22 protein-coding genes, 2 tRNA genes and 1 pseudogene are annotated in these 24,351 nt (G+C 64.6%); 10 read left to right on the top strand and 15 right to left on the bottom strand.

The window, feature by feature from the left end; translation table 11 throughout:
• Window positions 1-127: 127 nt before the first annotated feature.
• A complete protein-coding gene (locus tag U5771_RS28795) occupies window positions 128-2,335 on the bottom strand; it encodes a DUF3987 domain-containing protein (protein WP_322027112.1) in 2,208 nt (735 codons plus the stop codon).
• A gap of 158 nt (window positions 2,336-2,493) precedes the next feature.
• Here U5771_RS28795 and U5771_RS28790 point away from each other — a divergent pair, with 158 nt between their 5' ends.
• A complete protein-coding gene (locus tag U5771_RS28790; protein ID WP_322027111.1) occupies window positions 2,494-2,847 on the top strand; it encodes an H-NS histone family protein in 354 nt (117 codons plus the stop codon).
• Window positions 2,848-2,960: 113 nt separating this feature from the next.
• On the opposite strand, the gene U5771_RS28785 is transcribed toward U5771_RS28790, so the two are convergent.
• The 3 genes from U5771_RS28785 to U5771_RS28775 form a co-directional block, all read right to left on the bottom strand.
• Window positions 2,961-3,878 carry a hypothetical protein gene (locus U5771_RS28785; protein ID WP_322027110.1) on the bottom strand — a complete coding sequence of 306 codons (918 nt, stop codon included), beginning with the start codon at window positions 3,876-3,878 and terminating at the stop codon, window positions 2,961-2,963.
• A gap of 521 nt (window positions 3,879-4,399) precedes the next feature.
• Window positions 4,400-4,476, bottom strand: a tRNA-Arg gene (locus tag U5771_RS28780).
• Window positions 4,477-4,661: 185 nt separating this feature from the next.
• Window positions 4,662-5,492, bottom strand: coding sequence for an undecaprenyl-diphosphate phosphatase (locus U5771_RS28775; protein WP_322027109.1), 831 nt, complete (start codon window positions 5,490-5,492; stop codon window positions 4,662-4,664).
• Between the two features lie 485 nt (window positions 5,493-5,977).
• Between U5771_RS28775 and U5771_RS28770 the strand changes: the two genes are divergently transcribed.
• The 5 genes from U5771_RS28770 (at window position 5,978) to U5771_RS28750 (ending at window position 11,500) form a co-directional block, all read left to right on the top strand.
• Window positions 5,978-6,889: an aldose epimerase gene (locus U5771_RS28770; RefSeq protein WP_322027108.1), complete on the top strand. Its 912-nt coding sequence runs from the start codon at window positions 5,978-5,980 to the stop codon at window positions 6,887-6,889.
• 133 nt (window positions 6,890-7,022) lie between these two features.
• Entirely contained in the window at window positions 7,023-7,715 is a 693-nt protein-coding gene (locus U5771_RS28765) for a peptidoglycan DD-metalloendopeptidase family protein (RefSeq protein WP_322027107.1), read from the top strand.
• A 378-nt stretch (window positions 7,716-8,093) separates the two neighbouring features.
• Entirely contained in the window at window positions 8,094-9,713 is a 1,620-nt protein-coding gene (locus U5771_RS28760; RefSeq protein WP_322027106.1) for an acyl-CoA synthetase, read from the top strand.
• 79 nt (window positions 9,714-9,792) lie between these two features.
• Entirely contained in the window at window positions 9,793-10,119 is a 327-nt protein-coding gene (locus U5771_RS28755; protein ID WP_124501004.1) for a DUF2288 domain-containing protein, read from the top strand.
• A gap of 10 nt (window positions 10,120-10,129) precedes the next feature.
• The gene (locus U5771_RS28750; protein ID WP_322027105.1) at window positions 10,130-11,500 is read left to right on the top strand and encodes an MATE family efflux transporter; all 1,371 of its coding nucleotides are present in this window, start codon (window positions 10,130-10,132) and stop codon (window positions 11,498-11,500) included.
• Between the two features lie 19 nt (window positions 11,501-11,519).
• Here the strand turns inward: U5771_RS28750 and U5771_RS28745 are convergent, their stop codons facing one another.
• Window positions 11,520-11,711 (bottom strand): hypothetical protein, encoded by a 192-nt coding sequence (locus U5771_RS28745; RefSeq protein WP_322027104.1) that lies wholly within the window; start codon window positions 11,709-11,711, stop codon window positions 11,520-11,522.
• A gap of 135 nt (window positions 11,712-11,846) precedes the next feature.
• On the opposite strand from U5771_RS28745, the gene U5771_RS28740 reads away from it, so the two are divergent.
• Window positions 11,847-12,017, top strand: a complete 171-nt coding sequence (locus tag U5771_RS28740) for a hypothetical protein (protein ID WP_322027103.1) — start codon at window positions 11,847-11,849, stop codon at window positions 12,015-12,017.
• A 210-nt stretch (window positions 12,018-12,227) separates the two neighbouring features.
• On the opposite strand, the gene U5771_RS28735 is transcribed toward U5771_RS28740, so the two are convergent.
• Both U5771_RS28735 and sixA read right to left on the bottom strand, forming a co-directional pair.
• The gene (locus tag U5771_RS28735) at window positions 12,228-13,034 is read right to left on the bottom strand and encodes a GNAT family N-acetyltransferase (RefSeq protein ID WP_257775169.1); all 807 of its coding nucleotides are present in this window, start codon (window positions 13,032-13,034) and stop codon (window positions 12,228-12,230) included.
• Window positions 13,035-13,193: 159 nt separating this feature from the next.
• A complete protein-coding gene (gene sixA, locus U5771_RS28730) occupies window positions 13,194-13,655 on the bottom strand; it encodes a phosphohistidine phosphatase SixA (protein WP_322027102.1) in 462 nt (153 codons plus the stop codon).
• Between the two features lie 173 nt (window positions 13,656-13,828).
• On the opposite strand from sixA, the gene U5771_RS28725 reads away from it, so the two are divergent.
• Both U5771_RS28725 and U5771_RS28720 read left to right on the top strand, forming a co-directional pair.
• Window positions 13,829-13,905: transfer RNA gene (locus U5771_RS28725), tRNA-Pro, on the top strand.
• Window positions 13,906-14,061: 156 nt separating this feature from the next.
• Window positions 14,062-14,502, top strand: a complete 441-nt coding sequence (locus U5771_RS28720) for a hypothetical protein (protein ID WP_322027101.1) — start codon at window positions 14,062-14,064, stop codon at window positions 14,500-14,502.
• Window positions 14,503-14,556: 54 nt separating this feature from the next.
• Here U5771_RS28720 and ppx read toward each other — a convergent pair whose 3' ends face one another.
• Window positions 14,557-16,071: an exopolyphosphatase gene (gene ppx, locus U5771_RS28715; protein ID WP_322027100.1), complete on the bottom strand. Its 1,515-nt coding sequence runs from the start codon at window positions 16,069-16,071 to the stop codon at window positions 14,557-14,559.
• A gap of 281 nt (window positions 16,072-16,352) precedes the next feature.
• Between ppx and ppk1 the strand changes: the two genes are divergently transcribed.
• On the top strand, window positions 16,353-18,416 hold the full coding sequence (gene ppk1 / locus U5771_RS28710) for a polyphosphate kinase 1 (protein ID WP_322027099.1): 2,064 nt from the start codon (window positions 16,353-16,355) through the stop codon (window positions 18,414-18,416).
• Window positions 18,417-18,532: 116 nt separating this feature from the next.
• Here ppk1 and phoR read toward each other — a convergent pair whose 3' ends face one another.
• The 7 genes and pseudogenes from phoR to U5771_RS28675 all read right to left on the bottom strand — a co-directional run.
• A complete protein-coding gene (gene phoR, locus U5771_RS28705; protein WP_322027098.1) occupies window positions 18,533-19,852 on the bottom strand; it encodes a phosphate regulon sensor histidine kinase PhoR in 1,320 nt (439 codons plus the stop codon).
• A gap of 57 nt (window positions 19,853-19,909) precedes the next feature.
• Window positions 19,910-20,611, bottom strand: coding sequence for a phosphate regulon transcriptional regulator PhoB (phoB, locus tag U5771_RS28700; protein ID WP_006750313.1), 702 nt, complete (start codon window positions 20,609-20,611; stop codon window positions 19,910-19,912).
• 31 nt (window positions 20,612-20,642) lie between these two features.
• Complete coding sequence (phoU, locus tag U5771_RS28695) at window positions 20,643-21,347, bottom strand: phosphate signaling complex protein PhoU (protein WP_309287262.1); 705 nt, start codon at window positions 21,345-21,347, stop codon at window positions 20,643-20,645.
• An 18-nt stretch (window positions 21,348-21,365) separates the two neighbouring features.
• Complete coding sequence (gene pstB / locus U5771_RS28690) at window positions 21,366-22,214, bottom strand: phosphate ABC transporter ATP-binding protein PstB (protein ID WP_057927907.1); 849 nt, start codon at window positions 22,212-22,214, stop codon at window positions 21,366-21,368.
• 15 nt (window positions 22,215-22,229) lie between these two features.
• Window positions 22,230-23,123, bottom strand: coding sequence for a phosphate ABC transporter permease PstA (gene pstA, locus U5771_RS28685; RefSeq protein WP_322027097.1), 894 nt, complete (start codon window positions 23,121-23,123; stop codon window positions 22,230-22,232).
• Complete coding sequence (gene pstC / locus U5771_RS28680; RefSeq protein WP_322027096.1) at window positions 23,120-24,106, bottom strand: phosphate ABC transporter permease PstC; 987 nt, start codon at window positions 24,104-24,106, stop codon at window positions 23,120-23,122. The genes pstA and pstC overlap by 4 nt, the downstream gene beginning before the upstream one ends.
• A gap of 94 nt (window positions 24,107-24,200) precedes the next feature.
• Window positions 24,201-24,351, bottom strand: a pseudogene (locus U5771_RS28675) (phosphate ABC transporter substrate-binding protein PstS); the annotation flags it as partial.

Below are 24,351 nucleotides of genomic sequence, written 5' to 3'. Positions count from 1 at the left end.
CTTACGTACGCATGGCCCAGCCACTCCGACCAAATTTCTACACCACTACTCCTACTACTGTAGCAGCTTGAGAAAATGAAACGCCCCCTATCCTGAACAAGACTCTCATGGTTTTTGCCTATTTCGACTAGTCAAGCGCCTCGCCCGTACTACCTTCATCCTCCTTTGGCGCCGAAGTTCCCAATTCGGAGTGCCCTCCCTGGATCTGCCTTCTCATCTCAGCCCAACGAAAGTCGGCGACATCATCCATTTCAATTGACTTGATCTCGCCACTGCTTTTCGGCACTTCCGGCTGCAGAGAAGAGGCAGGACCGTGCTCTCCTTCATCCATTACGGATTGAGTGCCGTTCTCGGAAAACAGGTGTGGGTTCTGAGCGGCAATTTCATCGAGAAGAGAACGCTCACTCGCATCATCTCGCTGGCTCAACCACTCGTCTCCTCCTCCCTGCGTTACTGTTTCATGTTCATTGCTCTCATTACCCGAGTGCATTCCCTGAGTTTCGTGGAGCGTAGTTGTGAGACTGCTCTGAGCCGCTACGGGATAAGTACAACGACCACAAGAGTATGTGTGAAAGGGATTGAAGCAAACGAAGACTCCACCATTCGGACCACTGCCGAGATACACCTTCTGCTCCGAGGCCAGGCAATGAAGCGCGGCAAGAATGTCGGCGCGATTCTTTATCGTCCGGTTACCGTTCTGTACATCCCGGTACGACAGTCGGATACAGGAGCTTTGCTGACGTGCTTCGTACTTGCGGTAGTTCCGTTGGATCGTCTGGTAGATTCTGTCCGCGCTGGTTCTGACCTGGGCCGAATAAACCCATGAAGTGAACTCTTCTGGAAGCTGATGCGAAACCACTAGCTTGCGAAATTCTGCCATGTACCAGTCACAGAGCCCGATTGCTGCACGGACTGTTTCCATTGGAATTTCGTTATTGGCCAGAGTCACGCGGCCGGTGCTCTGGTCCACACGGTGGATTGTCGTGATCGGATAGTGCTCGAAGTAGTGAAAGAGCGCAGCGACTCTCGCGGCCTGCTCTGGAAGCTTTCGCACGAACCCCGCCATCTCGGGGTCGAATTGCCCTCGATCCAGCGCGGCGTTCAGCTCGTTGTAATACCCTTCCCAGTAGCGCCGCGCCTTCCCGGTCAGTCTCAAGACAAGGCGTTCGGCAATCCAAGGAAAATCCTGGTCCAGGATTTCTCGCACGCGTCCATGAAATTTCTCGAGGCTGGGAATACTATTGATCGGTTCGTCGGTTCCACCTGCAGGCCTGGGCGACTGTCGCGGGACCTCGAGTAGAAGTGTTCTGGAGAAAAAGCCGTTGTCAAGCGCATTTTCGCCGTATGCGTCAACGAACTTTTTGAACTGCTTGGGTTGAAGCATCAGCGCGACTGTCAGACGCGGTGCGTCAATAACGTATTCGCGCTTGTCATAGGTTTCGCGGAAGAATTCAGTACCCCACAGGTCATTCCACGCATCCATGTTGCGCGTCACCATCTGGCTATTGAGAATTCCGCCCGCTTCCGCCGAAATGATGCCTGCCGATCGGCACTTGTCCTGAAGCCCATTACGGAAGCCGGCAAACGATCCGCGTCCATAAACAAGTCGACGGGCGGCGTTGCCCAACAGCGAGGAGATTTCCCGGTCAATCTCGGCCAGGTTTTTTTTGAGTTCACTCAGACGAGGCTTGAGTGCCTGCCTTTCCATACGCACCTGCTGCGTCGATTGGAGCCATTCGCGTTCCCGTTCAGCACGGCTAGTGCCTACATTACGTCGCAGATGCGGGACCTCGCGGAAAGACGCTTTCTCCTTCTTTTCGAGCTTTTCGTCCTGTCCGTGTAGATCGTCGTAACTCGCAAGCACCTCCTCACGCTCTGCCCGCAACGTCTGTAACTGGGAAAGCCGGTCTCGACCGGATAGATCCTGATAGTCGTCGGATACGCTTTGCGCACGAGCTTCTTCCTCACGCTCGAACTGCTCCACCGCACTCATGAATCTTCCCTGTATTTCGGATTTCCCTGCCCCGGTTCCAGCGACGGTGATCAGGAACAGGGAACACGCACTTGGAGGAAGCTTCGGACGTTGGACGTTCACGAACTCCTGGCATACCAGCGAGACGACGGCCAACGCGGCGGACGCTCCCAATTCGACTCCACCACCCAGTTCGGCATCTACATCGGTTACCGCCTTTCTGACTATCTCCGGGAATGAATCGATAGGGTACGCACCCTGTACCGACGGGAGTCGATATTGCAGTTCGTCCCCACCTGCACGCGGGGAAAACGAGTTGTGGATTCCGTGTGGGCCCTGGTCAGCGGTGATTCCGTTCGACATGTCGACTGAAAAAAGATGGGTTCGCGAGAGATGCAGGAACAACAGTGGAGTCGGCTGCTATCGGGCGCGGCTCCGCCGCTATGAATCAAGTCAGTACTGTAGCGGGCATGATCGCCCCATGTCATCATTGCAGATCTACCGATTACCGGGAACCGACCATGACAACCTACGACGAAATTCAGGCACAGATTGAACACCTGCAACAGCAGGCCGCTGAATTGAAGAAGAGAGAAAAGACCGACGCTATCACCGACATGAAGCGGAAAATCGCCAAGTACGGCATTACTGCAGCCGACCTCGGCCTGACTGCTAAATCGGGGGGCGCCGGGGGCAAACCTCCATCCACCAAGTCAGCTGGTCCGGCGAAATACCGGCAGCCTGATACCGGCGAGACGTGGACCGGTCGCGGTCCCAAGCCGAAATGGCTTGTCGACGAAATAGCGACAGGCAAGAAGAAAGAGGATTTTCTGATTGATCGATCGGCTGATCAACTAACGCCGCAGGCTGCGTGACACCGATTGCACGTCCAACCGCCTGGAACCCATTTGCCCGAAAGCGGCCACGGAATTGATCGTTCTGAAGAGCTATCCAGATAGGATCATTTGGACGACCGGGGGCGAGTCCCTTACTCGTCCTCTTCCGTGTTTGCAGCCAATGGCGCCCTTTTCGCTAGTACTGCCCGAATGTCCGCGGCCGGCCAGCGCAGCAGGCGATTCTCCGGCAACTTGAGTGCGCGAATGCCGCAATAGTGCCCCACCTTGTGGCGCGCTTTCAGGATTGTGTTTGGTTGGACACCCATGACTGCCGCAAACTCCTCCGTCGACAGGTAGTCCCGGTTCTCTGGCAACGGCATCGGAGGTCGCGGGCCTGCACTCTTCGCCCTCGATTTTTTTTCGCTCTTCAATGCTGATGGCGCCGCCGATTCGTCGCCGGCGACAATTGGGTCGGCCACAACACCAGCGGATACACTCAAATGTGAGTCGCTACTTCCTGTTGCAGACAAGACGCCAGGTAGCGGCACAACCAGAGAGTTCGGGATTTGCTGATCCAGAAGGAAGCCAGCGAGTTCGTCCGGATCGAAACCAATCAGTCGGATGCGAGGCATGGTCGGCATATCGAGAAAGCGCGCCGGTTCAGGTGCCGGCTCCGCCCATCGCGATCCACCCATGCGAGCACGCGTGCACTGCGCCTCCTCAGCCGCGCGCTCCCACTTCGCCATGTCCGCCAGCAAGGCCAGTCCCTCGTTGCAAGCCGCCGCGCTTTGCCAGTACTCATCGCCGTTGCCCAAGGTCACGTCAAACCAGCGCAGGCGTTGACCATTTGCGGTATTCGCGATGGCTGCTCCGAGTCGTTCAGCAGCCCGTGACGTTTGATAGAGTCGCCTCTTCGACGCGGTCTCGAATCTGTTTTCGAAGGCACCCGCGTCGTCATCGAACCCGGCACAGTGCGCCCTCGAGGCGAGATTGATGTCATCGACGGCAATGCTGTTCGCGACAACACCGATTACATCACTCAGTGAAATGAAGTTGCGAAAGAGAGACATTCATTCACCTCTTGTCCGCAACTCGACGGCATAAAACTGCCATCCGGCAGCGATGATTTCTTCTTGCAACGTCCTGTTTGCCATAACCCGTGTCGCGCGGTAGTTGTTGGTGTCATCGACCGTCGCCGTGACGACCTGATTTTATCGCGACGTGCGCTGATGACCGACGATGCTCAGTGCAGGCAACACCTAGAGGCATTCAATCCGCATCGACCTAGATACCAGTACCCGGCTGTTCCAGCATCCACACTCGGTCTAGTCGTGTCACATACGAAGCGAATCGCGCGGCCCGCGCCAATAGTGCTTCTGGGCGATCGCAGATTGGTTTGTGCCCCCCAATCTGCGCGACGACACTGAGAAGGCCGCTCCCGGCTCCGGCACATAGTGGACGTCGCTGAACCGAGTGAACGACTGAGATCGGAATGGATCGAGATAGACCAGAAATGCCTACACGACACCTACACGAAAATGCAAGAGCCCGAATATCCGCGCCAACACACCACTTAACCCATTGATTTCATTGGCCCGCCCTACACGATTCGAACGTGTGACCTACGGCTTAGAAGGCCGTTGCTCTATCCAACTGAGCTAAGGGCGGTCGAGGGAAAAGACACGGCCACACAACCCGGACCGCATTTCACGCGCAAGGCTTCGAGCACCACCACAACAACAACCACCAGCTCAAAGCCCCCAAACGAAACGGGCCCGGCATGAAGCCGAGCCCGAAATTATACCCGATCATCGCGTCACATCACGCGCGACGCACGACCGGCGCCGCCGCCATCAAACCGGCTGCGGATGCAGCATGAACCAGCCAAGACAAAACACCCCGGCGATCACGCAATACACGCCGAACGAAGCCAACCGCCCGCGCCCTTCGAAATAGCGCATCAAAAACCGCACGCTCAGATAAGCCGCAATCGCCGTCAGCACGCCGCCGAGCAGCGCGTCCGCGAGCTGGTCGCGCGCATGGAACAGCTTCGGCAGTTCGAGCACGCCCGCGGCAAAGATGATCGGCGTGCCGAGCAGGAACGAAAACTCCGCCGCCTTCTCCGCCGTCAGCCCGGCCGCGTTACCGGCGATCATCGTCAGCCCGCTGCGCGAGAAACCCGGAATCAGCGCGCCGATCTGCGCGAGGCCCACGAAGAACGCCTGCTTGAACGTCATCTTCTCGGGCGGCTGGTGCGCGCGGCTGCGCTGGATCCGGTCGCCGATCCACAGCAGCACGCCGTTGATGATCAGCGCGATCGCGACGATCCGCAGGTCGTGGAACACGCGCTCGATGCGCTTCTCGAGCAGCAGGCCGACGATCCCGGTCGGGATCGTGCCGATGATTAGCGCCCACATCAGGTGCCCGTCGTCGTTCTTGCGGCCGCCGAGCTGCGCGAAGAAACCGCCGATCAGCGCAATCCAGCGTGCGCGGAAATACCACAGCAGCGCGAGCGCGGTACCGAGGTGCAGCGCGACGAGGAACGGCAGCAACTGCGGCGCATGCTTGTCGATGTGCATGCCGAACAGCGCGGGCACGAGCAGCGTGTGGCCAAGACTGCTGACGGGGAAGAGTTCGGTGACGCCCTGCAGGACGCTCAGGAATACCAGAAACCAGAGACTCACGCGTCGGTCCTTTTAGTGGTGATCAATCGGGTAGAAGAGCGGACGACGCATCGCGCGTCCGAAAAACGCGCCCCGATTATGCCCAGCCAGGATTACTGCGCCAAGGCATTTGGCTGCTTATTGCGGCACTGCACACAAACGCTTGCAATTTGTAAGCGCGCAGAAAGCAAAAAGCCCGCCATTTGCATGGCGGGCCTTTCGATTCCGGCAGAAATTGCCGTCAGCGGCCGAGCTGATAGAAAAACAATACCGTGCTACCGGTGAACATGCCGAACAGTGCGATTCCCATTGCCATTGCCAGATCCATGGCCCCCTCCACGAAGTGTCATGACCCGGCAACATCACCGGTTTACAGGCATTATCCAGACCGTCGGCAGGTTGAAAAACTCGCGATTTCCCCGAGAAGGGTTTTCCCCGACCGCCTCGCAGCCCGATAATGGAGCGCGCCATCGCGCACCCCGCCCACCCGTTCATCCCGATTCGCCATGCCGATCTTCCAGCAGCACGACATTCATGAACTCCACGCCGGCCCGTCGCTCGTTCGGGTCGCCCCGCAATTCGGCGGCCGCCTGCTGTCGTGGCACGTCGACGGCGAGCCGGTCATCTTCTGGCCGGAAACGGCCGACTGGAGCAACCTCGCGCGCGTGCGCGGCGGCAATCCGCTGCTGTTCCCGTTCCTCGGCCGCCATCGCGTCGACGGCGAGCTGGGTCGCTGGCGCGATGCCGCCGGCGAGGTCCGCGACCTGCCGATGCACGGTTTCGCGCGCGACCTGCCGTTCGCTGCCCGGCCGTCGGCCGACGGCGCCGCGCTGTCGATGACGCTCGATGCGAACGACGCGCTGCGCGGCGGCTATCCGTTCGATTTCCGGTTCGAGACGACCTACCGGCTCGCCGACGCGCACACGCTCGAGGTCGCGCTCACGACGACCAACCTCGGCGACACGCCGCTGCCCTACTACGCGGGCCACCATTTCTATTTCGCGCTGCCGCACGGCGAGCGCGCGGAAACCACGCTCGAGCTGCCGCCGACGCGCCGCTGCATGCAGCGCGCCGACGGCTCGATCAGCCCGCTCGAGCCGGGTGAAGCGTCGTACAGCCTCGGCGATCCGGACATCCTCGACCGCTTCCATTGCCTCGACGGCGCGCCGTCCACGCCGGTGCGCATCGTGATGCCGGGCCGCCGCCGCACGATCGAGATCGCGCTCGACGTACCGGGCTCGATCCCGTGGTACGCGGTCACGACCTGGACGGAAAAACCGGAATCGGACTTCTACTGCGTCGAGCCGTGGCTCGGCCTGCCGGACGCGATCCACAACGGCCTCGGGCTGCGCATGCTCGCACCGGGCGCGACCGAAACGGCCACGCTGCGGATTCGCGTGCTGCCGCTCGCCGGCTGAGATCGAGCGCGCCGAACCGGGGCGCGCCGGCCGTGCCCGCGGCCCGAAACTGCGGTGCGCGGGTCGAACCCGTTAAAATCGGACGTTTTGTATCGCCTGCCGCGTCGCGCGCGGCAGGGTTTTGCGAGGTTCAATGATCGGAACAACAACGAAGCGGCTCTTCGCGGCCGCCTGCGCCGCGCTGCTCGTCGCGTGCGGCTCCGCCCCGGTCGGCCCGGGTTACTACCGCGTCGAGCGCGGCGACACGCTCTACAAGATCGCGCGCGAGAATCGCACGTCGACGGCCAACATCGTGCGCTGGAACCAGATCACGAACCCCGACGCGATCGAGGTCGGCCAGGTGCTGCGCGTCGCGCCGCCGCCCGGCACGACGACCGCGTCGACCACCGGCACCGGCAGTGCGGGCCGCAGCCGTCCCGCGCCTTCCGCGCCGGTCGAATCGGCCGTCAAGCCGGCCACCAGCATCGCGCTGATCTGGCCGGCCGCCGGCAACGTGGTGCGCACCTTCGACGGCTCGAAATCCAAGGGCATCGATATCGCGAATTCCGCGGGCACGCCGGTGCTGGCCGCCGCGCCGGGCACCGTCGTCTATGCGGGCAACGGATTGCGCGGCTACGGCAACCTGATCATCCTCAAGCACAACGCCGATTACCTGACGGCCTATGCGCACAACCGCGCGCTGCTCGTGAAGGAAGGTCAGTCGGTCACGCAGGGGCAGACGATCGCGGAGATGGGCAACAGCGACAGCGATCGCACCGCGCTGCACTTCGAAGTGCGTTACGGCGGCCGCTCGATCGATCCGGCACGCTACCTGCCGGCGCGCTGAGCGCGCCACCGTCGAAGGGGGACGACACGCGATGCCGGCATGCATCGCATGTCGTCGCGAAGAAAATCGGGAAGGTTGTGTCAGCGCTTGCGCAGACGGCCGGTGAACCGGCCGGACAACGGATCGACCCGGCTGGCGAACACCACCAGCGCACCGATTCCGAACAGGCTGAACCCCGCAGCTATCAAAAGCAAATCCATGGTCACATCACTGTTTTGTCGTGATCTTATGCGTCATTGCGGAATCGTGCACTGAGCCGCACCCGTTGCACGAGTCCGCACATTCCCTATCTATCAGACGCCATTGTGGTTTCGGTCGCGTGAAATGCCGATGTAATCCATCGACCGATGCCGACGCTCGACGCCAAGGAGACTCGCGATGCTGCCCGCCGCCGACCGCTACGACGACCTGCTCTCCCGCTTCCGGTGGGACGTTCCGGCCCGCTACAACATCGGCGTGGACGTCTGCGACAAGTGGGCCGACGGCAGCGGACGGCTCGCGCTGATCCACGAAACGGCGCAAGGCGACGTCTCGCGCATCACGTTCGACGACCTGAGGAATGCTTCTAACCGGCTCGCGAACAGCTTTGCGCGTGCGGGATTGCAACGCGGCGACCGGATCGCGATCTTCCTCGCGCAGGGTCCCGAAACGGCGATCGCCCATCTCGCCGCCTACAAGCTCGGCGCGATCGCGGTGCCGCTGTTCACGCTGTTCGGCGCCGACGCGCTCGAATACCGGCTCGCGAACAGCGAAGCCGCCGCGCTCGTCACCGACGCGGCCGGTTACGCGAAGATCGCGCCGCTGCGCGCGCAACTGCCGGCGCTGCGCACCTGCTACTGCATCGGCGACGATGCGCCCGACGCGCCGGGCGTGCTGCGCTTCGACACCGCACTCGCCGCCGAATCGCCCGATTTCGTGCCGGCCGACACCGCCGCCGACGACCCGGCGGTGATCATCTACACGTCCGGGACGACCGGCAAGCCGAAAGGCGCGCTGCATGCGCATCGCGTGCTGCTGGGTCACCTGCCGGGCGTCGAGATGTCGCAGCAATGCTTCCCGCGCGACGCACGCCTGTTCTGGACGCCCGCCGACTGGGCGTGGATCGGCGGGCTGCTCGACGTGCTGCTGCCGTCATGGCACCACGGCGTGCCCGTGCTCGCGCGCCGCTTCGAGAAGTTCGACGGCGAAGCCGCGTTCGCGCTGATGGCGCGGCACGGCGTGACCCACGCGTTCCTGCCGCCGACCGCGCTGAAGCTGATGCGCGCGGTGCCGGCGCCGCGCGAGCGCCACGCGCTGGCGCTGAAATCGGTCGCGAGCGGCGGAGAGTCGCTCGGCACCGAGCTGACGGCCTGGGGACGCGACGCGCTCGGCGTGACGATCAACGAGTTCTACGGACAGACCGAATGCAACATGGTGCTGTCGTCGTGCGCGGCGCTGTTCGATGCGCAGCCCGGTGCGATCGGCAAGGCCGTGCCCGGCCACGCGGTCGCGATCGTCGACGCGCACGGCACGCCGCTGCCGCCCGGCGTCGAGGGGCACATCGCGGTGCGCCGCCCGGACCCGGTGATGTTCATCGAATACTGGCGCAATCCGGCCTCGACGCGCGACAAGTTCGCGGGCGACTACCTGCTCACCGGCGACACCGGCATGATCGACGCCGACGGTTTCGTGCGCTTCGTCGGCCGCGACGACGACGTGATCACGAGCGCCGGCTACCGGATCGGCCCGGGGCCGATCGAGGACTGCCTGCTCACGCATCCGGCGGTGCGGATGGCGGCCGTCGTCGGCGTGCCCGACCCGACGCGCACCGAGATCGTCAAGGCGTTCGTGGTGCTGAATCCGGGCCATGTCGGCGACGACGCACTCGTCCAGGCGTTGCAGGCGCATGTGCGCACGCGCCTGGCCGCACACGAGTACCCGCGCGCGATCGCGTTCGTCGACGGCCTGCCGATGACGGCGACCGGCAAGATCGTGCGCCGCGCGCTGCGCGATGCGTGAACCGGGCGCGGCCGCGCCGGGTGGCCGGCCGCCCGGATGGTTTATAGTGGCGCCACGCAGTCTTTCCGGCACACAACCGATGTCCTCCCACCAACACGAATCCGCCGCGGGCGCGTCGCACAGCCCGCTTTACGCCAAACTCCTCGGCGAAACCGCCAAGATCGACTGGTGCGATCTCGAGCGCTTCTTCGCGCAGGGCAAGCTGCTGTCGGTCGCGCGCGATCTCGATCTCGTCAGCGTCGCGGAAGCGATCGCCGGCGACGACGCGGAACAGGTCACGCGCTGGCTGTCGTCCGGCCTCGTCGCGCGCATGCCGGCGGAAACCGCCGCCGACTTCGCGGCGCGCAATCCGGAGCTGTGGGCGGTCGTCGTGTCGCCGTGGGTCTGCGTGCAGGAACGCGCCTGACGCGTCCGTGATGTCCGAATCCGCATTACCGAACGGAGCCGGCGCAGGGTCGGCCACCGTCTCGCACCGGCGCGTCCTCGCGCTCGCCTTCCCGATCGTCCTGGCGAACCTGACCCAGCCGATCCTCGGCGCGGTCGACACGGCCGTCGCCGGCCACCTCGACGGCGCGCAATACCTCGGCGGCGTCGCGCTCGGCGGGCTGTTCTTCAACTTCGTGTTCTGGGGCTTCGGCTTCCTGCGCATGGGCACGACCGGCCTCGTCGCGCAGGCGCACGGCGCCGGCGACGCGGCCGGCATCCGGCTGAACGTGCTGCGCGCGCTGATCGTCGCGTTCGCGCTCGGCGCCGCCGTGCTCGCGCTGCAGGTGCCGCTGCTGTCGTTCGCGCTGACCGCGCTGGGCGGCAGCGAGGCCGTCCGCACGACGGCGCTGGCCTATAGCCACGCACGGATCTGGAGCGCGCCGTTCGCGCTCGCGAACTACGTCGTGCTCGGCTACCTGCTCGGCATGCAGCGCGTGCGGCTCGCGCTCGTCGCGCAAGTCTTCATCAACGCGGTGAACATCGGTGCCGTGCTGCTCTTCGTGTACGGCTTCGGCTGGGGCATCGCGGGGATCGGCGCGGCGACCGCGACCGCCGACGCATGCGGCTTCGCGCTCGGCGCCTGGATGCTGTGGCAGTTGCGGCCGCGCGGTCTCGCGCCGCTGGCCGCGCGGGCGCTGGCGGACCGTGCGGCGCTCAAGCGGCTGATCGCGCTCAATCGCGACATCTTCCTGCGCACGCTGTGCCTGCTCGGCGCGTTCGGCTGGTTCGCGCACCTCGGCGCCAAACAAGGCGACGCGACGCTCGCGGCCAACGCATTGCTGCTGAATTTCCAGACCTTCATGGCGTACGGGCTCGACGGCTTCGCGCACGCGGCCGAGGCGCTCGTCGGCGCCGCGGCCGGCGCGCGCGACCGCGCCGGCTTTCGGCTGGCCGTGCGCATCACGCTGCTGTGGTCCGCGCTCGGCGCGCTGCTGTTCGCGCTGGTCTACTGGGCGGCCGGCGGCTGGATCGTCGCGCGGCTGACCGACCAGGCCGAGATCCGCGCGGTCGCGCTGCAATACCTGCCGTGGGCGGCGGTTTCGCCGATCGTGTCCGTGTGGGGGTTCCTGCTGGACGGGGTGTTCATCGGCGCGACGCAGACGCACTCGCTGATGCGCGCGATGGTCGCGTCGTTCGCGATCTTCATTGCCGCGACGCTGGCGGCCGTCGGCCCGTTCGGCAATCACGGGCTGTGGTTCGCGTTGCTGCTGTTCATGGTCGCGCGCGGCGCGACGCTCGCACGCTACCTGCCGGCGCTGATGCGGCGCATCGGCGCCGACGCACCCGCGGCCGGCGCCTGACGGGCGCGCGGACCGGCCGTTACTGCGCCGGTGTGGGCGCGGGCGCCGACGGCGCCGGCTCGCCGAGCATCGACGGCGGCGTCATGTCGGTCGGCACGCCGTGATAATCGGCCGGATCTTGCGGCGGGTGGCCGCGACGGGCCTGACGGGGATCGCTGGAACAGCCGGCGAGAATGGACGCGGCCAGCACGGCCAGCATGAAACGGGTCATCGGGAAGGCTCCGGAAAACGGCGCGCCCATCGCGCGCCAGGACCGCGCCGAGTCTAGCGGAATTCCGGGTTAGGGGTCGTCCCGCGGGTGTCCTACTATGTAGCCATGGCGCTGTGCCGTTGAAAGGAGGCTGCCATGTCGTCTGAAGAGATCGCTGGCCTGATCGGCCTGTTCATCGGTCTGATGGTGCTCGTCGCCCTGTCCTATTTCGAATCGCGCGAATACAAGCGCAAGCACGACGGCGAAGGGATGATCCATCACTGGATGGCCGAACACCACCTGCTCGACTGGCGGCGCAAGCACTAGACACGCCCGCCCAGTCGTCCGGGTCGCCGCCTGCGCGGCCCACCCCGAACGTGCGCCCGCCTGCACGGGGGGCAGCGCATATCCATCAAATTAACAGGGCCGGATAAACCAACTTCCGCGGAATGACCGAACGCCGTCGCGTGGCAGACTGCCGCGCGACGGCGTTCGCTTGCGTGCGCGCCCGGGCAGCGCGCCGCGATCCGCGATGGCTCAGCCCAGGAAGTGCCGGGCGTAGCGGGCGTTGATGTCGGACAGACGGAACAGCGTCAGGAAGTCCGCGCAGTTGAAGTCGGGATCCCACGCCGGCGCGCCGCAAATCTTCGCACCGAGACGCAGATAGCCCTTGATCAGCGGCGGCGGTGCAACGACGGTGCCCGTCTGCAGTTCGTCGACCGGCAGCGCCGTATGCGGGAACGCACGGTATTCCGGCGCCGTCAGCGAATTGGCCGGCAGCGACTGATACAGGTTCGCCGCATAGTGGCCGCCGTCGGCCATCGACACGCTCGCGCAGCCGAGCATCGTCTCATAGCCGTTCTGCATCATGTACGCGCCGAGACCGCCCCACAGCGCCATGATCACGGCGCCGCTGCGGTAGTCGCTGTGCACGCACGAGCGGCCGACCTCGACCATCTTGCCGCGCAGGTGCGTGAGGCGCGACAGGTCGAATTCGCCTTCGGCATACAGACGGCCGACCCGCGCGGCCTCGTGCGGCGGCAGCACGCGGTACGTGCCGACCACCTTCAGTGTGTCGAGATCGCGCACCAGCAGGTGGTCGCAGTAGGCATCGAACGGATCGACGTCGAGACCGGACGGACCGCTGACCTGCGCGCCCATCTCTTCGGCGAACACGGTATAGCGCAGGCGCTGGGCCTCGCGCAGTTCGTCTTCCGTGCGCGCCCAGGCGGCACGCAGACGGTACTCGGATGTGACGGTTTCAGCAGCGCGCGGCAGGTGACGCCGCGTGGTGTCGAGGGGAAGCGAGGCAAAAGGGAGCGTAGGCGTCGGCAGTTCTCGCATTAGGCTTTCCTGGTCGTAAGGAATAGGACGACATGCCAGCCAATGTAGTAACCGGTCGTTACCGTTCTGTGGCACGACCGTGTCCTTTCAATGACGTGTCGCCGAATTGACTTTAGCAGAAAGCTTGCGAAACCGTATGACCAATGCCTTCAAACCCCTTCAGACCAGGTCCGGCGTCAATACCGCGCGCAGCACGGCCTGACGGCTGCCGTCGCGCGTGCGGCTCGCGAGCCACACGATACCGCCCTTCTTGACGCTCCAGCTGTCGTCATTGCCGGCGATCAGCTGCGCCGCGACGCTGCCGAGCGTCGGCTGGTGTCCGACGATCACGACCGTCGGTGCGATGCCGTCGGGCCAGCCGGCAGCCGCCAGCACGTCGTCGACGCTGCCGCCGGGCGCGAGCGCATCGATGGTCCGGTACTGGTCGGTCAGCGCCTCGACGGTCTGCACGGTGCGCGCCGCCGGGCTCGCCAGGATCACGCTGTTCGACTCGAGCCGGCTGCGCAGCCATTTGGCCATGGCCTGCGCTTCCTTGCGCCCGCGGGCCGTCAATTGGCGCGCGAGATCGTTTGCCGCGTAGTCCTCGGCTTCGGCGTGGCGCCACAGGATCAGGTTCATCATGATGTCTCTCCATGCTTCGACGAATGATCCGGCCGCACACGCGGCCCGGACGATCGTTACGCGAATTGTCCCCTCCGCATTGTCGCCAATCGTGACCCGTTCGTGATCATGCACGTCGTATGCATAACGTAGTTGACCCGGCCCTCGATTAGGCGATAGAATCTTTGGCTCGTCGGAGCGTAGCGCAGCCTGGTAGCGCATCTGATTTGGGATCAGAGGGTCGTAGGTTCGAATCCTATCGCTCCGACCACGATATACACGATAAGGGTTGCAAGCCATCGCGCTTGCAGCCCTTTTTCGTTTGGTCCGCCACCTGTGCCCACCACCGGCTGCCGCGCCGTCCGCAGCCCGCGCACGAAACTTGCGGGAACACGCGATAATGTCCGCGACCAACCCGCAATCGCGCATGAAAAACCACGTTTTCAAGATCGCCCTGCTCGGCGCGCTGCTCGCACTCGGCACCCTCGGCGCGTCCGGCGCCGCGTCGGCCAAGTCGCTCGACGACGCGCTCGACTGCCATTCGAACGGCCACAAGTTCGTCGCGCCGCTGCTCGCGGCGGGCGACATCCAGTCGGAGCCGATGCACGTCGAAGCGAATTCGGTGAACGCATTCCGCACGAACCATCCGCTGACCGCCTACGGCTTCGGCGTCTATGTCGTGCTCGGCTACCAGGCGAACGATCCGATCTTCCAGCCCGGCGACGGCACGCCGATTGGCAAATGGGCGTACGGCGTCGTGGTACGCGGCACGAAGAGTGCCGTCGAACAGGCCGTTCGCAATGCCGGCAGCGACGCCACCGTCAAGCAGGCGTTCCCGTTCCTGACCGCGATCGTGTGCTCGGACTGAGCGCGTCGTAACGCGAGCCGGGCGGCGCGAGCGCGCCGCCGTCGTGCGGGCGCGTTACGCGCCCGTATAAACCACGCGGTACGGAATGCCGACCTTCTCCCACTCGGCCGCTTCCTGGCTGAGGCTGTAGTCGGTCAGCGGGTTCTGCTCGACCCATGCGCTCGGCAGGCGCACTTCATACCCGCCCTTCTTCATCTGCGACACGGAAATGTCCGGCAGCCCGGCATCGGTCCGGCGCCGGCACAGCAGCGCCGCGAGCCGCAGGCAGAACAGCAGCGGCCATTCGACGTCGCGCGCCTGCGACAGCTTGCCGAGCTTGCCCGCATGCCCGAGCACGAGCGCGGCAAGGCGCGCCTGGTCGGTGCGCGAGAAACCCGGCATGTCGGCATTGCTCGCGATATACGCGGAATGCTTGTGATACGAACTGTGCGAGATCGACAGGCCGATCTCGTGCAACGCGGCGGCCCAGCCGAGGAACATCCGGCCTTCCTCGCGCGTCTCGTCGTCGGATTCGTCGAGCTCGTCGTAGAACCGCACCGCGAGCGCGCCGATGCGCTCGGCCTGCGCGCGATCAACACCGTAGCGGCGCGTGAAGCCCTCGACGGTCACCGCGCGCATGTCCTCGTGCTGGGTCCGGCCGAGCAGGTCGTACAGCACGCCGAGACGCAGCGCGCCGTCGGTGGTATCGACGTAGTCGACACCCAGTTCCTCGAAGACCGCGAGCATGATCGCGAGGCCGCCGGCGAGCACCGGCACGCGATCGGGCTTCAGCGCGATCAGCTTCAGCCGGTTCACGTTCTCGGACTTGATCAGCGCGCGCTTCAGGCGTTCGAGCCCGCCGCGCGAAATGCCGTGCGTGATGCCCGCGTCGTTGAAGCCGTTCGCCTCGACGAGTTCCGCGAGCGCACGCGCGGTACCGGACGAACCGATCGCCTGGTCCCATCCGGCCTTCTTGTACTCGCTGGAAATGATCTGGATCTCGCGCTTGGCCGCGAGTTCGGCCTGCCGCATCGTGTATTCGTCGACGTTGCCGGCAGGGAAGAACGCCCGGCTATGGCTCACGCAGCCGATATAGAGACTCTCCATCACGATCGGCGTGTAGTGCGAGCCGATGATGAATTCGGTCGAACCGCCGCCGATGTCGACGACGAGCCGCTTGCCGGCGCTCGCCGGCACCGAATGCGCGGCACCCGCATAGATCAGGCGCGCCTCTTCGCGGCCCGCGATCACTTCGATCGGAAAACCGAGCGCCGCTTCGGCCTCGCCGAGAAATTCGCCCGCGTTCTTCGCGACGCGCAGCGTGTTGGTCGCCACCGCGCGCACATGATCGGGATGGAAATCGCGCAGGCGCTCGCCGAACCGCTTGAGCGCCTCCCAGCCACGTTCCTGCGACGCGCGATCGAGCATCTTGTCGCTCGACAGGCCCGCGGCCAGTCGAACCGGCTCGCGCAGCGCATCGACGGGATAGATCTGGCTGCCCGCCGACGTCTCCTCGACGCGTCCGACGATCAGCCGGAAGCTGTTCGAGCCGAGGTCCACGGCAGCCAGCAAGTGGGGAGAGGTAACCATCAGAAAGGGGGCTCCGTGCGCGTTCGCCCGCGGCAGCCGGTCCGGTGCGCGCGGGGCGATCAATCAAAGGCGATATTTTAAGCGTGGAACGCTTGCCATTGCCACGCTTCACGGGCATGTACACCGGTAGATTGTATATAGCCGAAACATTTATGAGACGAAACGGTTCCGGCGTAGAATTTCCCGATATAAATAAACCATTGTCATCAGCACGTCATCGTACCGTGAGAGTTTCCGAGCGTCCTTTCGAATCATCGCCCGAATCACCCCCTACTCTGCCGATGTCCGTCCGTTATCCGCTTCTCAATCGTGAACTCGGCATCCTCGGTTTCAACGAGCGCGTGCTGGCCCAGGCGGCAGACCCGCAGATTCCATTGCTCGAGCGACTGCGCTTCATCTGCATCACCAGCAGCAATCTCGACGAATTTTTCGAAGTCCGGATGGCCGGCCTTCAGGAACAGATCCGCGACAACCCCGGCGCGCTGACGCCCGACGGCATGTCGCTGCAGCACGCTTACGATCTCGTCGTCGAGCGCGCGCAACGGCTCGTGCACCGCCAGTACACGATGCTGCACGAAACCGTGCTGCCGGCGCTCGAACAGGAAGGCATCTACTTCCACGCGAGCGACACGTGGAACGACGCGCAGCTCGAATGGGCGCGCCGCTACTTCCTCGACGAACTGCTGCCGGTGCTGACGCCGATCGGCCTCGATCCCGCGCACCCGTTCCCGCGCGTGCTGAACAAGAGCCTGAACTTCGTCGTCGAGCTCGAAGGCCGCGACGCGTTCGGCCGCCAGGCGGTGATGGGCATCGTGCAGGCGCCGCGCGCGCTGCCGCGCGTCGTGCGCATGCCGCAGGCGCTGTCGGGCTTCGAGCACGGCTTCGTGCTGCTCAGTTCGTTCATGCAGCGCTTCGTCGGCGAGCTGTTCCCGCAACTGGTCGTGAAGAGCTGCAACCAGTTCCGCATCACACGCAACAGCGAGCTGTTCGTCGACGAGGACGAAATCACCAACCTGCGCGTCGCGCTGCAGGGCGAACTGCCCGCACGCCACCTCGGCAACGCGGTGCGGCTCGAGGTGTCGGCCGACACGCCGCCGCATATCGTGCGCCGCCTGCTCGAGGAAAGCCTGCTCGGCGACAAGGACTGCTATCGCGTGGCCGGCTCCGTGAACCTCGTGCGGCTGATGCAGATCCCCGATCTCGTCGACCGCCCCGACCTGAAGTTCGCGCCGTTCGCCGCATCGATCCCGCCCGCGATCGTCAGCGCGCCGACGATGTTCGACGCGATCGACGACGGCGACATCCTGCTGCACCACCCGTACGAAAGCTTCCAGCCGGTGCTCGAACTGCTGCAGCAAGCAGCGAAGGACCCGAGCGTCGTCGCGATCAAGCAGACGATCTACCGCACCGGCACCGATTCGCCGCTGATGGACGCGCTGATGGAAGCCGCGCGCAACGGCAAGGAAGTGACCGTCGTCGTCGAGCTGCTCGCGCGCTTCGACGAGGAAACCAACATCAACTGGGCGTCGCAGCTCGAAGCCGTCGGCGCGCACGTCGTGTACGGCGTGGTCGGCCACAAGTGCCACGCGAAGATGATGCTGATCGTGCGGCGCGTCGTGCAGAACGGCAAGGCGTCGCTGCGCCGCTACGTGCACCTCGGCACCGGCAACTATCACCCGCGCACCGCCCGCCTCTACACCGACTTCGGGCTGATGACGGCCGACCAGAAGATCTGCGAGGACGTCCACCACGTCTTCCAGCAGCTGACCGGGATCGGCGGCGAGCTCACGCTGCACGAGCTGTGGCAGTCGCCGTTCACGCTGCATCCGCGCATCATCGAATCGATCCGCGCGGAGATCGACAACGCGCGCGCCGGCAAGCGCGCACGCATCGTCGCGAAGATGAACGCGCTGCTGGAGCCGTCGGTGATCGCCGCGCTGTACGAAGCGTCGCAGGCCGGCGTGAAGGTCGACCTGATCGTGCGCGGCGTGTGCGCGCTGAAGCCGGGCGTGCCGGGGCTGTCGGAGAACATCACGGTGCGCTCGATCGTCGGGCGCTTCCTCGAACACCACCGCATCTACTATTTCCACGCGGGCGGCGCCGAGGACGTCTATCTGTCGAGCGCCGACTGGATGGACCGCAACCTGTTCCGCCGCGTCGAAGTCGCGTTCCCGATCCGCGAGCGCAAGCTGAAGCGGCGCGTGATCGCCGAAGGGCTGTCGGTCTGCCTCGGCGACAACCAGTCGGCCTGGCAGATGCTCAGCGACGGCCACTACCGCCGGCGGCGCGCGGGCAAGACGATCCGCAACGCGCAGCTCGGGCTGCTCGCGAAGTTCTGTTCGTAGACACACGGCGCGCGGTGTCGCGTGCCGCGCAACAAGCAAAAAAGCACAGCCCTCGGGCTGTGCTTTTTTGTTTCCACCGGGGTGCCGACGTGAGGCGCCCGATTCGCGTTACGCGCTCATGCTTCGAACGTGGCCGGCCGGATCGCGATGATCCGCGAGCCCGGGAAGCGCGCGGTGAACGTGCTGCCGCGCCCTTCCTCGCTCTGCACGTACAGGTGCGAGTCGTGCCGCTGCAGCACGTGCTTGACGATCGCGAGGCCGAGCCCCGTGCCGCCGGTATCGCGCGAGCGGCTGCGGTCGACGCGGTAGAAGCGCTCGGTCAGCCGCGGCAGGTCGGCGGCCGGAATGCCGAAGCCGCTGTCGGTGACGGAGAACACGCCCTGCGCGCCCTCGCGCCGCCACGACACCAGGATCTTGCCGCCGTCCGGCGTATAGCGGATCGCGTTGGTCACGAGATTCGCGAACGCACTGAACACTTCGGTCTGCGCGCCCGTGACGCCGAGCGTCTCGTCGATCGTGAACGCGATCTCGTGATGCCCGTTCGACAGGGTCTGCGCATCCTCCTTCAGATGGTCGAACACGGCGCGCATGTCGATCGCGTGATCCATCGGCGGCTTGCTTTCGCCCTCGAGCTTCGCGAGCACCAGCAGATCGGTGACGATGTGCCGCATCCGCGACGCCTGCTGCTCCATCATCTCGAGATAGCGCGCACGATCTTCCTCGTTCAGCGGCAGTTCGCGCATCGTCTCGAGGAAGCCCGACAGCACGGTGAGCGGCGTCTTCAGTTCGTGCGACACGTTCGCGACGAAGTCGCGCCGCATCGCGTCGGTCCGCTCGAGCTCCGTGATGTCCTGCGTCAGCAGCAGCTTGCGGTTCTCGCCGTACGGAAACACCTGCACTTCCAGCACGTTCTGCCGCGAGTCGCCCATCCCGCGCATCACGAGCGTCTCGTCGTAATGCTGCGCGTTCAGGTAACGGACGAACTCCGGATGACGCACCAGGTTCGTGATGTGCTGGCGCAGGTCGCGCTTCGCATCGAGGCCGAAGTGCACCTCGGCGATCGCGTTGCACCACTCGATCTGGTCATGGTCGTCGAGCATCGCGACGCCGTTCGGCGATGCCTGGATCGCCTGGATGAAACGCGAATGCTGCTGCTCGACCTGCCGCACCTGTGCATGCCACTGCTTCGCGAGCTTGTGCAGCCGGTAGTAGATTTCACCCCAGATGCCCGGTGCGCTCGGCACCTCGCCGTAGACGGGCGCATCGAGCAGACGCCACAGGCGTTGCGTATGGAAGGTGCTGAAGAAGCCCTGCGCGACCAGCATCACGGCCGCGAACCCGAAGCCCGCGACCGGGCCGGCGAATACGCCGACCAATACGCTGATCAGCACGAGCAGCACGAGCGACACGAGAAAGCGCGCCCAGATGATGTTCATGATTCAGCGCCCGAAAGAATGAACGGCATGCCGTGGCACACGGCATGTCCGGATACGTTACGCGTGCTTGGCGAGCCGGTAGCCGCTGCCGCGCACGGTCTCGATCATCGCATCGCAGCCGGCCGGTTTCAAGGCCGCGCGCAATCGTTTGATGTGGACGTCGACGGTGCGCTCCTCGACGAACACGTGATCGCCCCAGACCTGGTCGAGCAGTTGCGTGCGGCTGTGCACGCGCTCCGGATGCGTCATGAAGAAATGCAGCAGGCGGAATTCGGTCGGGCCGAGATCGAGCTTGATCTCGCTGCCGTCGCCGTGCGCGGCGACCCGATGCGTGGCCGGATCGAGGCGCAGCCCGTTGATCGACACGACATCCTCGGTCAGCTGCGGCGCGCGGCGGCGCAGCACGGCCTTGATGCGTGCCATCAGTTCCTTCGGCGAGAACGGCTTCGTCACGTAGTCGTCCGCGCCGATCTCGAGGCCGAGCACCTTGTCCTGCTCGTCGCCGCGCGCGGTCAGCATGATGATCGGGATGTGCTTGGTCCGTTCGTTGTTGCGCAGGTCGCGCGCGAACGCGATGCCGGACTTGCCCGGCAGCATCCAGTCGAGCAGCACGAGATCGGGCAGCACGTCGCTGATCAGGTTCTGCGCCTGCTCCGCGTTGTACGCGCGGATCGGGCAGTGACCGGCATGCTGGAGATTCACCGAGATCAGTTCGGAAATCGCGGGCTCATCTTCAACGACGAGAATGTTGCTGGGCATCGGCACCTCTGTTCTTCCTGTACGGAGTCGATTAACTGTTGGCTTCGCGATCGAGCGTGTCGCGCGGCTGGTGCCGCACGTCGGTGCCCTTCACGATGTAGATGATGAATTCGGCGATGTTCTTCGCGTGGTCGCCGATCCGTTCGATCGCCTTCGCGATGAACAGGTACTCGAGGCCGACCGAGATCGTGCGCGGATCTTCCTGCATGTACGACACGAGCTTGCGCACGAACGCGCGGAATTCCAGGTCGATTTCCTTGTCGTCCTTGACGATCTGCGCGGCCGCCACCGTGTCGAGGCGCGCGAACGCGTCGAGCGCGCGGCGCAGGATCGTCACGGCCATCTCGCCCGACACCTTGATCTCGGCGATGTTCACCGTGCGCGCGGCCGGCTCGTCGACCAGGCGGCGCACGCGCTTCGCGATCTTCTCGGCCTCGTCGCCGGCGCGCTCGAGGTTCGTAATCGTTTTCGAAATCGACATCAGAAGACGCAGGTCGCGCGCGGCAGGCTGCCTCCGCGCGATGATGTTGCCGCATTCCTGGTCGATGTCGACTTCCATCGCGTTCAGCGTTTCCTCGGCCGCGATCACCTTCTCGGCCGTCTCGCGGTCGAATTCGTTCAGCGCATGCATCGCGCCGACGATCTGCGACTCCACGAGCCCGCCCATTTCCAGCACTTTCGACGACACGGCATTCAGGTCCGCGTCGAACTGGCTCGACAGATGTTTATCCGACATGGTTGTGATTCTCCGTCATCAGCCGAAACGGCCGGTGATGTAGTCTTCCGTTTCCTTGCGCACCGGCTTGATGAAGATCTTTTCGGTTTCGCCGAATTCGATCAGCTCGCCCAGGTACATGTAGGCCGTGAAGTCCGAGCAGCGCGCGGCCTGCTGCATGTTGTGCGTGACGATCACGACCGTGTAGTCGCTCTTCAGCTCCGCGATCAGCTCCTCGATGCGGCCCGTCGAGATCGGGTCGAGCGCCGAGCACGGTTCGTCGAGCAGCAGCACTTCCGGACGGATCGCGATGCCGCGCGCGATGCACAGACGCTGCTGCTGGCCGCCGGACAGCCCGTAACCGCTCTGGTTCAGCTTGTCCTTCACTTCGTTCCACAGCGCGGCCTTCGTCAGCGCCCACTCGACGCGGTCGTCCATCTCCGAACGCGTGAGCTTCTCGAACATCTTCACGCCGAACGCGATGTTGTCGTAGATCGACATCGGGAACGGGGTCGGCTTCTGGAACACCATGCCGATCCGCGCGCGCAGCAGCGAGATGTCGCGCTTGGTGGTCAGCAGGTTCTCGCCGTCCATCAGGATTTCGCCTTCGGCGCGCTGCTCCGGATAAAGCGCGTACATCTTGTTGAAGGTGCGCAGGAGCGTCGACTTGCCGCAGCCCGACGGGCCGATGAACGCCGTCACCTTCCCTTCGGGAATGCGCAGGTTGATGTTCTTCAGCGCGTGGAACTTGTTGTAGAAGAAGTTGAGGTTGTTGACCTCGATCTTCGCGTTCAGCGGCGCCAGCGGACGGCCATGCGCCGCGTCTTGCGTGCCGGCGGGCGCAGCGGTGCGCTCGACGGGATTCAGGTGGCTCTCTGCCATATTCATCGGATTGCTCCGCCGTTACTTTTTCGAGAAGATCGAGCGCGCCAGGATGTTGAGTCCGAGCACCCCAAGCGTGATCAGGAACACGCCCGCCCATGCGAGCGACTGCCATTCCGCGAACGGGCTCATCGCGAACTTGTAGATCGTGACGGGCAGGTTCGCCATCGGCTGGCTCATGTCCCACGAGAAGAACTGGTTCGACAGTGCCGTGAACAGCAGCGGCGCCGTTTCGCCGGCGATCCGCGCGACCGCGAGCAGCACGCCCGTCACGATCCCGCCGACCGACGCGCGCAGCGTGATCTTCAGCACCATGCGCCACTTCGGCGTGCCGAGCGCGACGGCTGCTTCGCGCAGCGCGTTCGGCACGAGCTTCAGCATGTTCTCGGTCGTGCGGATCACGATCGGAATCTGCAGCAGCGCGAGCGCGATCACGCCGGCCCAGCCCGAGAAGCGCCCCGACTTCGCGACGACGATCGCGTACACGAACAGGCCGATGACGATCGACGGCGCCGACAGCAGGATGTCGTTGATGAAGCGGATCGTGCTCGCCAGCAGGTTCTTCTGGCCGTATTCGGCGAGATAGACGCCCGCGAGGATGCCGATCGGCGTGCCGACCAGCGTGCCGAAACCGCACAGCAGCAGGCTGCCGACGATCGCGTTCGCCAGGCCGCCGCCTTCCGTGTTCGGTGCCGGCGTCGATTCGGTGAACAGCTGCAGCGACAGGCCGCCGATACCGAGATGCACCGTCGTGTAGAGAATCCACACGAGCCACAGCAGGCCGAATGCCATCGCGCCGAGCGACGCGGTCAGCGCGATCGCGTTGGTCACCTTGCGCTTGCGCTGCAGGCGATTGCGCATCGCGTCGAGCACGGCGCCGTTCGGCCCCGGGAAATTCATGATGGGCTCGCTCATTTCTTGCCCTCTCCCTTCTCGAGACGAAGCAGCAGCAGTTTGGAGATGGACAGCACGATGAACGTGATCACGAACAGGATCAGGCCCAGCTCCATCAGCGCGGACGTATGCAGGCCCGGCTGCGCTTCCGCGAATTCGTTCGCGAGCGCCGACGTGATGCTGTTGCCCGGCGCGAACAGCGACACGCTGTCGAGCAGGTTCGTGTTGCCGATCACGAAGGTCACGGCCATCGTTTCGCCGAGCGCGCGGCCGAGGCCGAGCATCACGCCGCCGATCACGCCGGTCTTCGTATAGGGCAGCACGACCTTCCACATCACTTCCCAGGTCGTGCAGCCGATCCCGTACGCCGATTCCTTCAGCAGCACGGGCGTGACTTCGAACACGTCGCGCATCACCGACGCGATGTACGGGATGATCATGATCGCGAGGATCACGCCGGCCGCGAGGATGCCGATGCCGATCGGTGCGCCGGCCGTCAGCGGACCGAGCACCCACACGTCCTTGAGGAGACGGCCGATCGGCTTCTGGAAGTATTCGGCGAAGATCGGCGCGAACACGAGCAGGCCCCACATGCCGTACACGATCGACGGGATCGCGGCGAGCAGCTCGATCGCGATGCCGAGCGGGCGGCGCAGCCACACGGGCGACAGTTCGGTGAGGAACAGCGCGATGCCGAAGCTGACCGGCACCGCGATGACGAGTGCGATGATCGACGTCACGATCGTGCCGTAGATCGGCACGAGTGCGCCGTAGATATCCGAGTTCGGATCCCACTCGGATTGCCACAGGAAGGCGATGCCGAACTTCTGGATGGTCGGCATCGACGCAATGATCAGGGAAACGATGATCCCGCCCAGCAGCAGCAGGGTCACGATCGCGGCAAGCCGTGCGAGGCCGCCGAACAGAACGTCGCCGAGACGGCTCGGCGCGCGTTGCGACGCGGCGTCGGCGGACCGGGAGGACGTATAGGAAATATCAGACATGGGCGCCTGTTCTGGATCGCCGGGCGCCGTAACGCCCGGCCTTACCGCACGCACTGCCCGACCGGCACGGCCGGGCAGCGAACCGCTGGATGGCTTACTCTGCGGCGACCGGCTTGCCCGATGCGTCCGTCACCTTCGTCTTCCACTGCTTGCGGATTTCCGTCTCGACCGTTGCCGGCAGCGAGATGTAGTCGAGGCTGTCGGCTGCCTTCTCGCCGTTCTTGAACGCCCAGCTGAAGAACTTC

Source organism: Burkholderia sp. BCC1977 (assembly GCF_905339595.1).
In the GTDB taxonomy this organism is placed as follows: Bacteria; Pseudomonadota; Gammaproteobacteria; order Burkholderiales; family Burkholderiaceae; genus Burkholderia.
The sequence above is the reverse complement of the archived record's forward strand: the minus strand, read 5'-3'. Positions and strand labels throughout refer to the sequence as shown.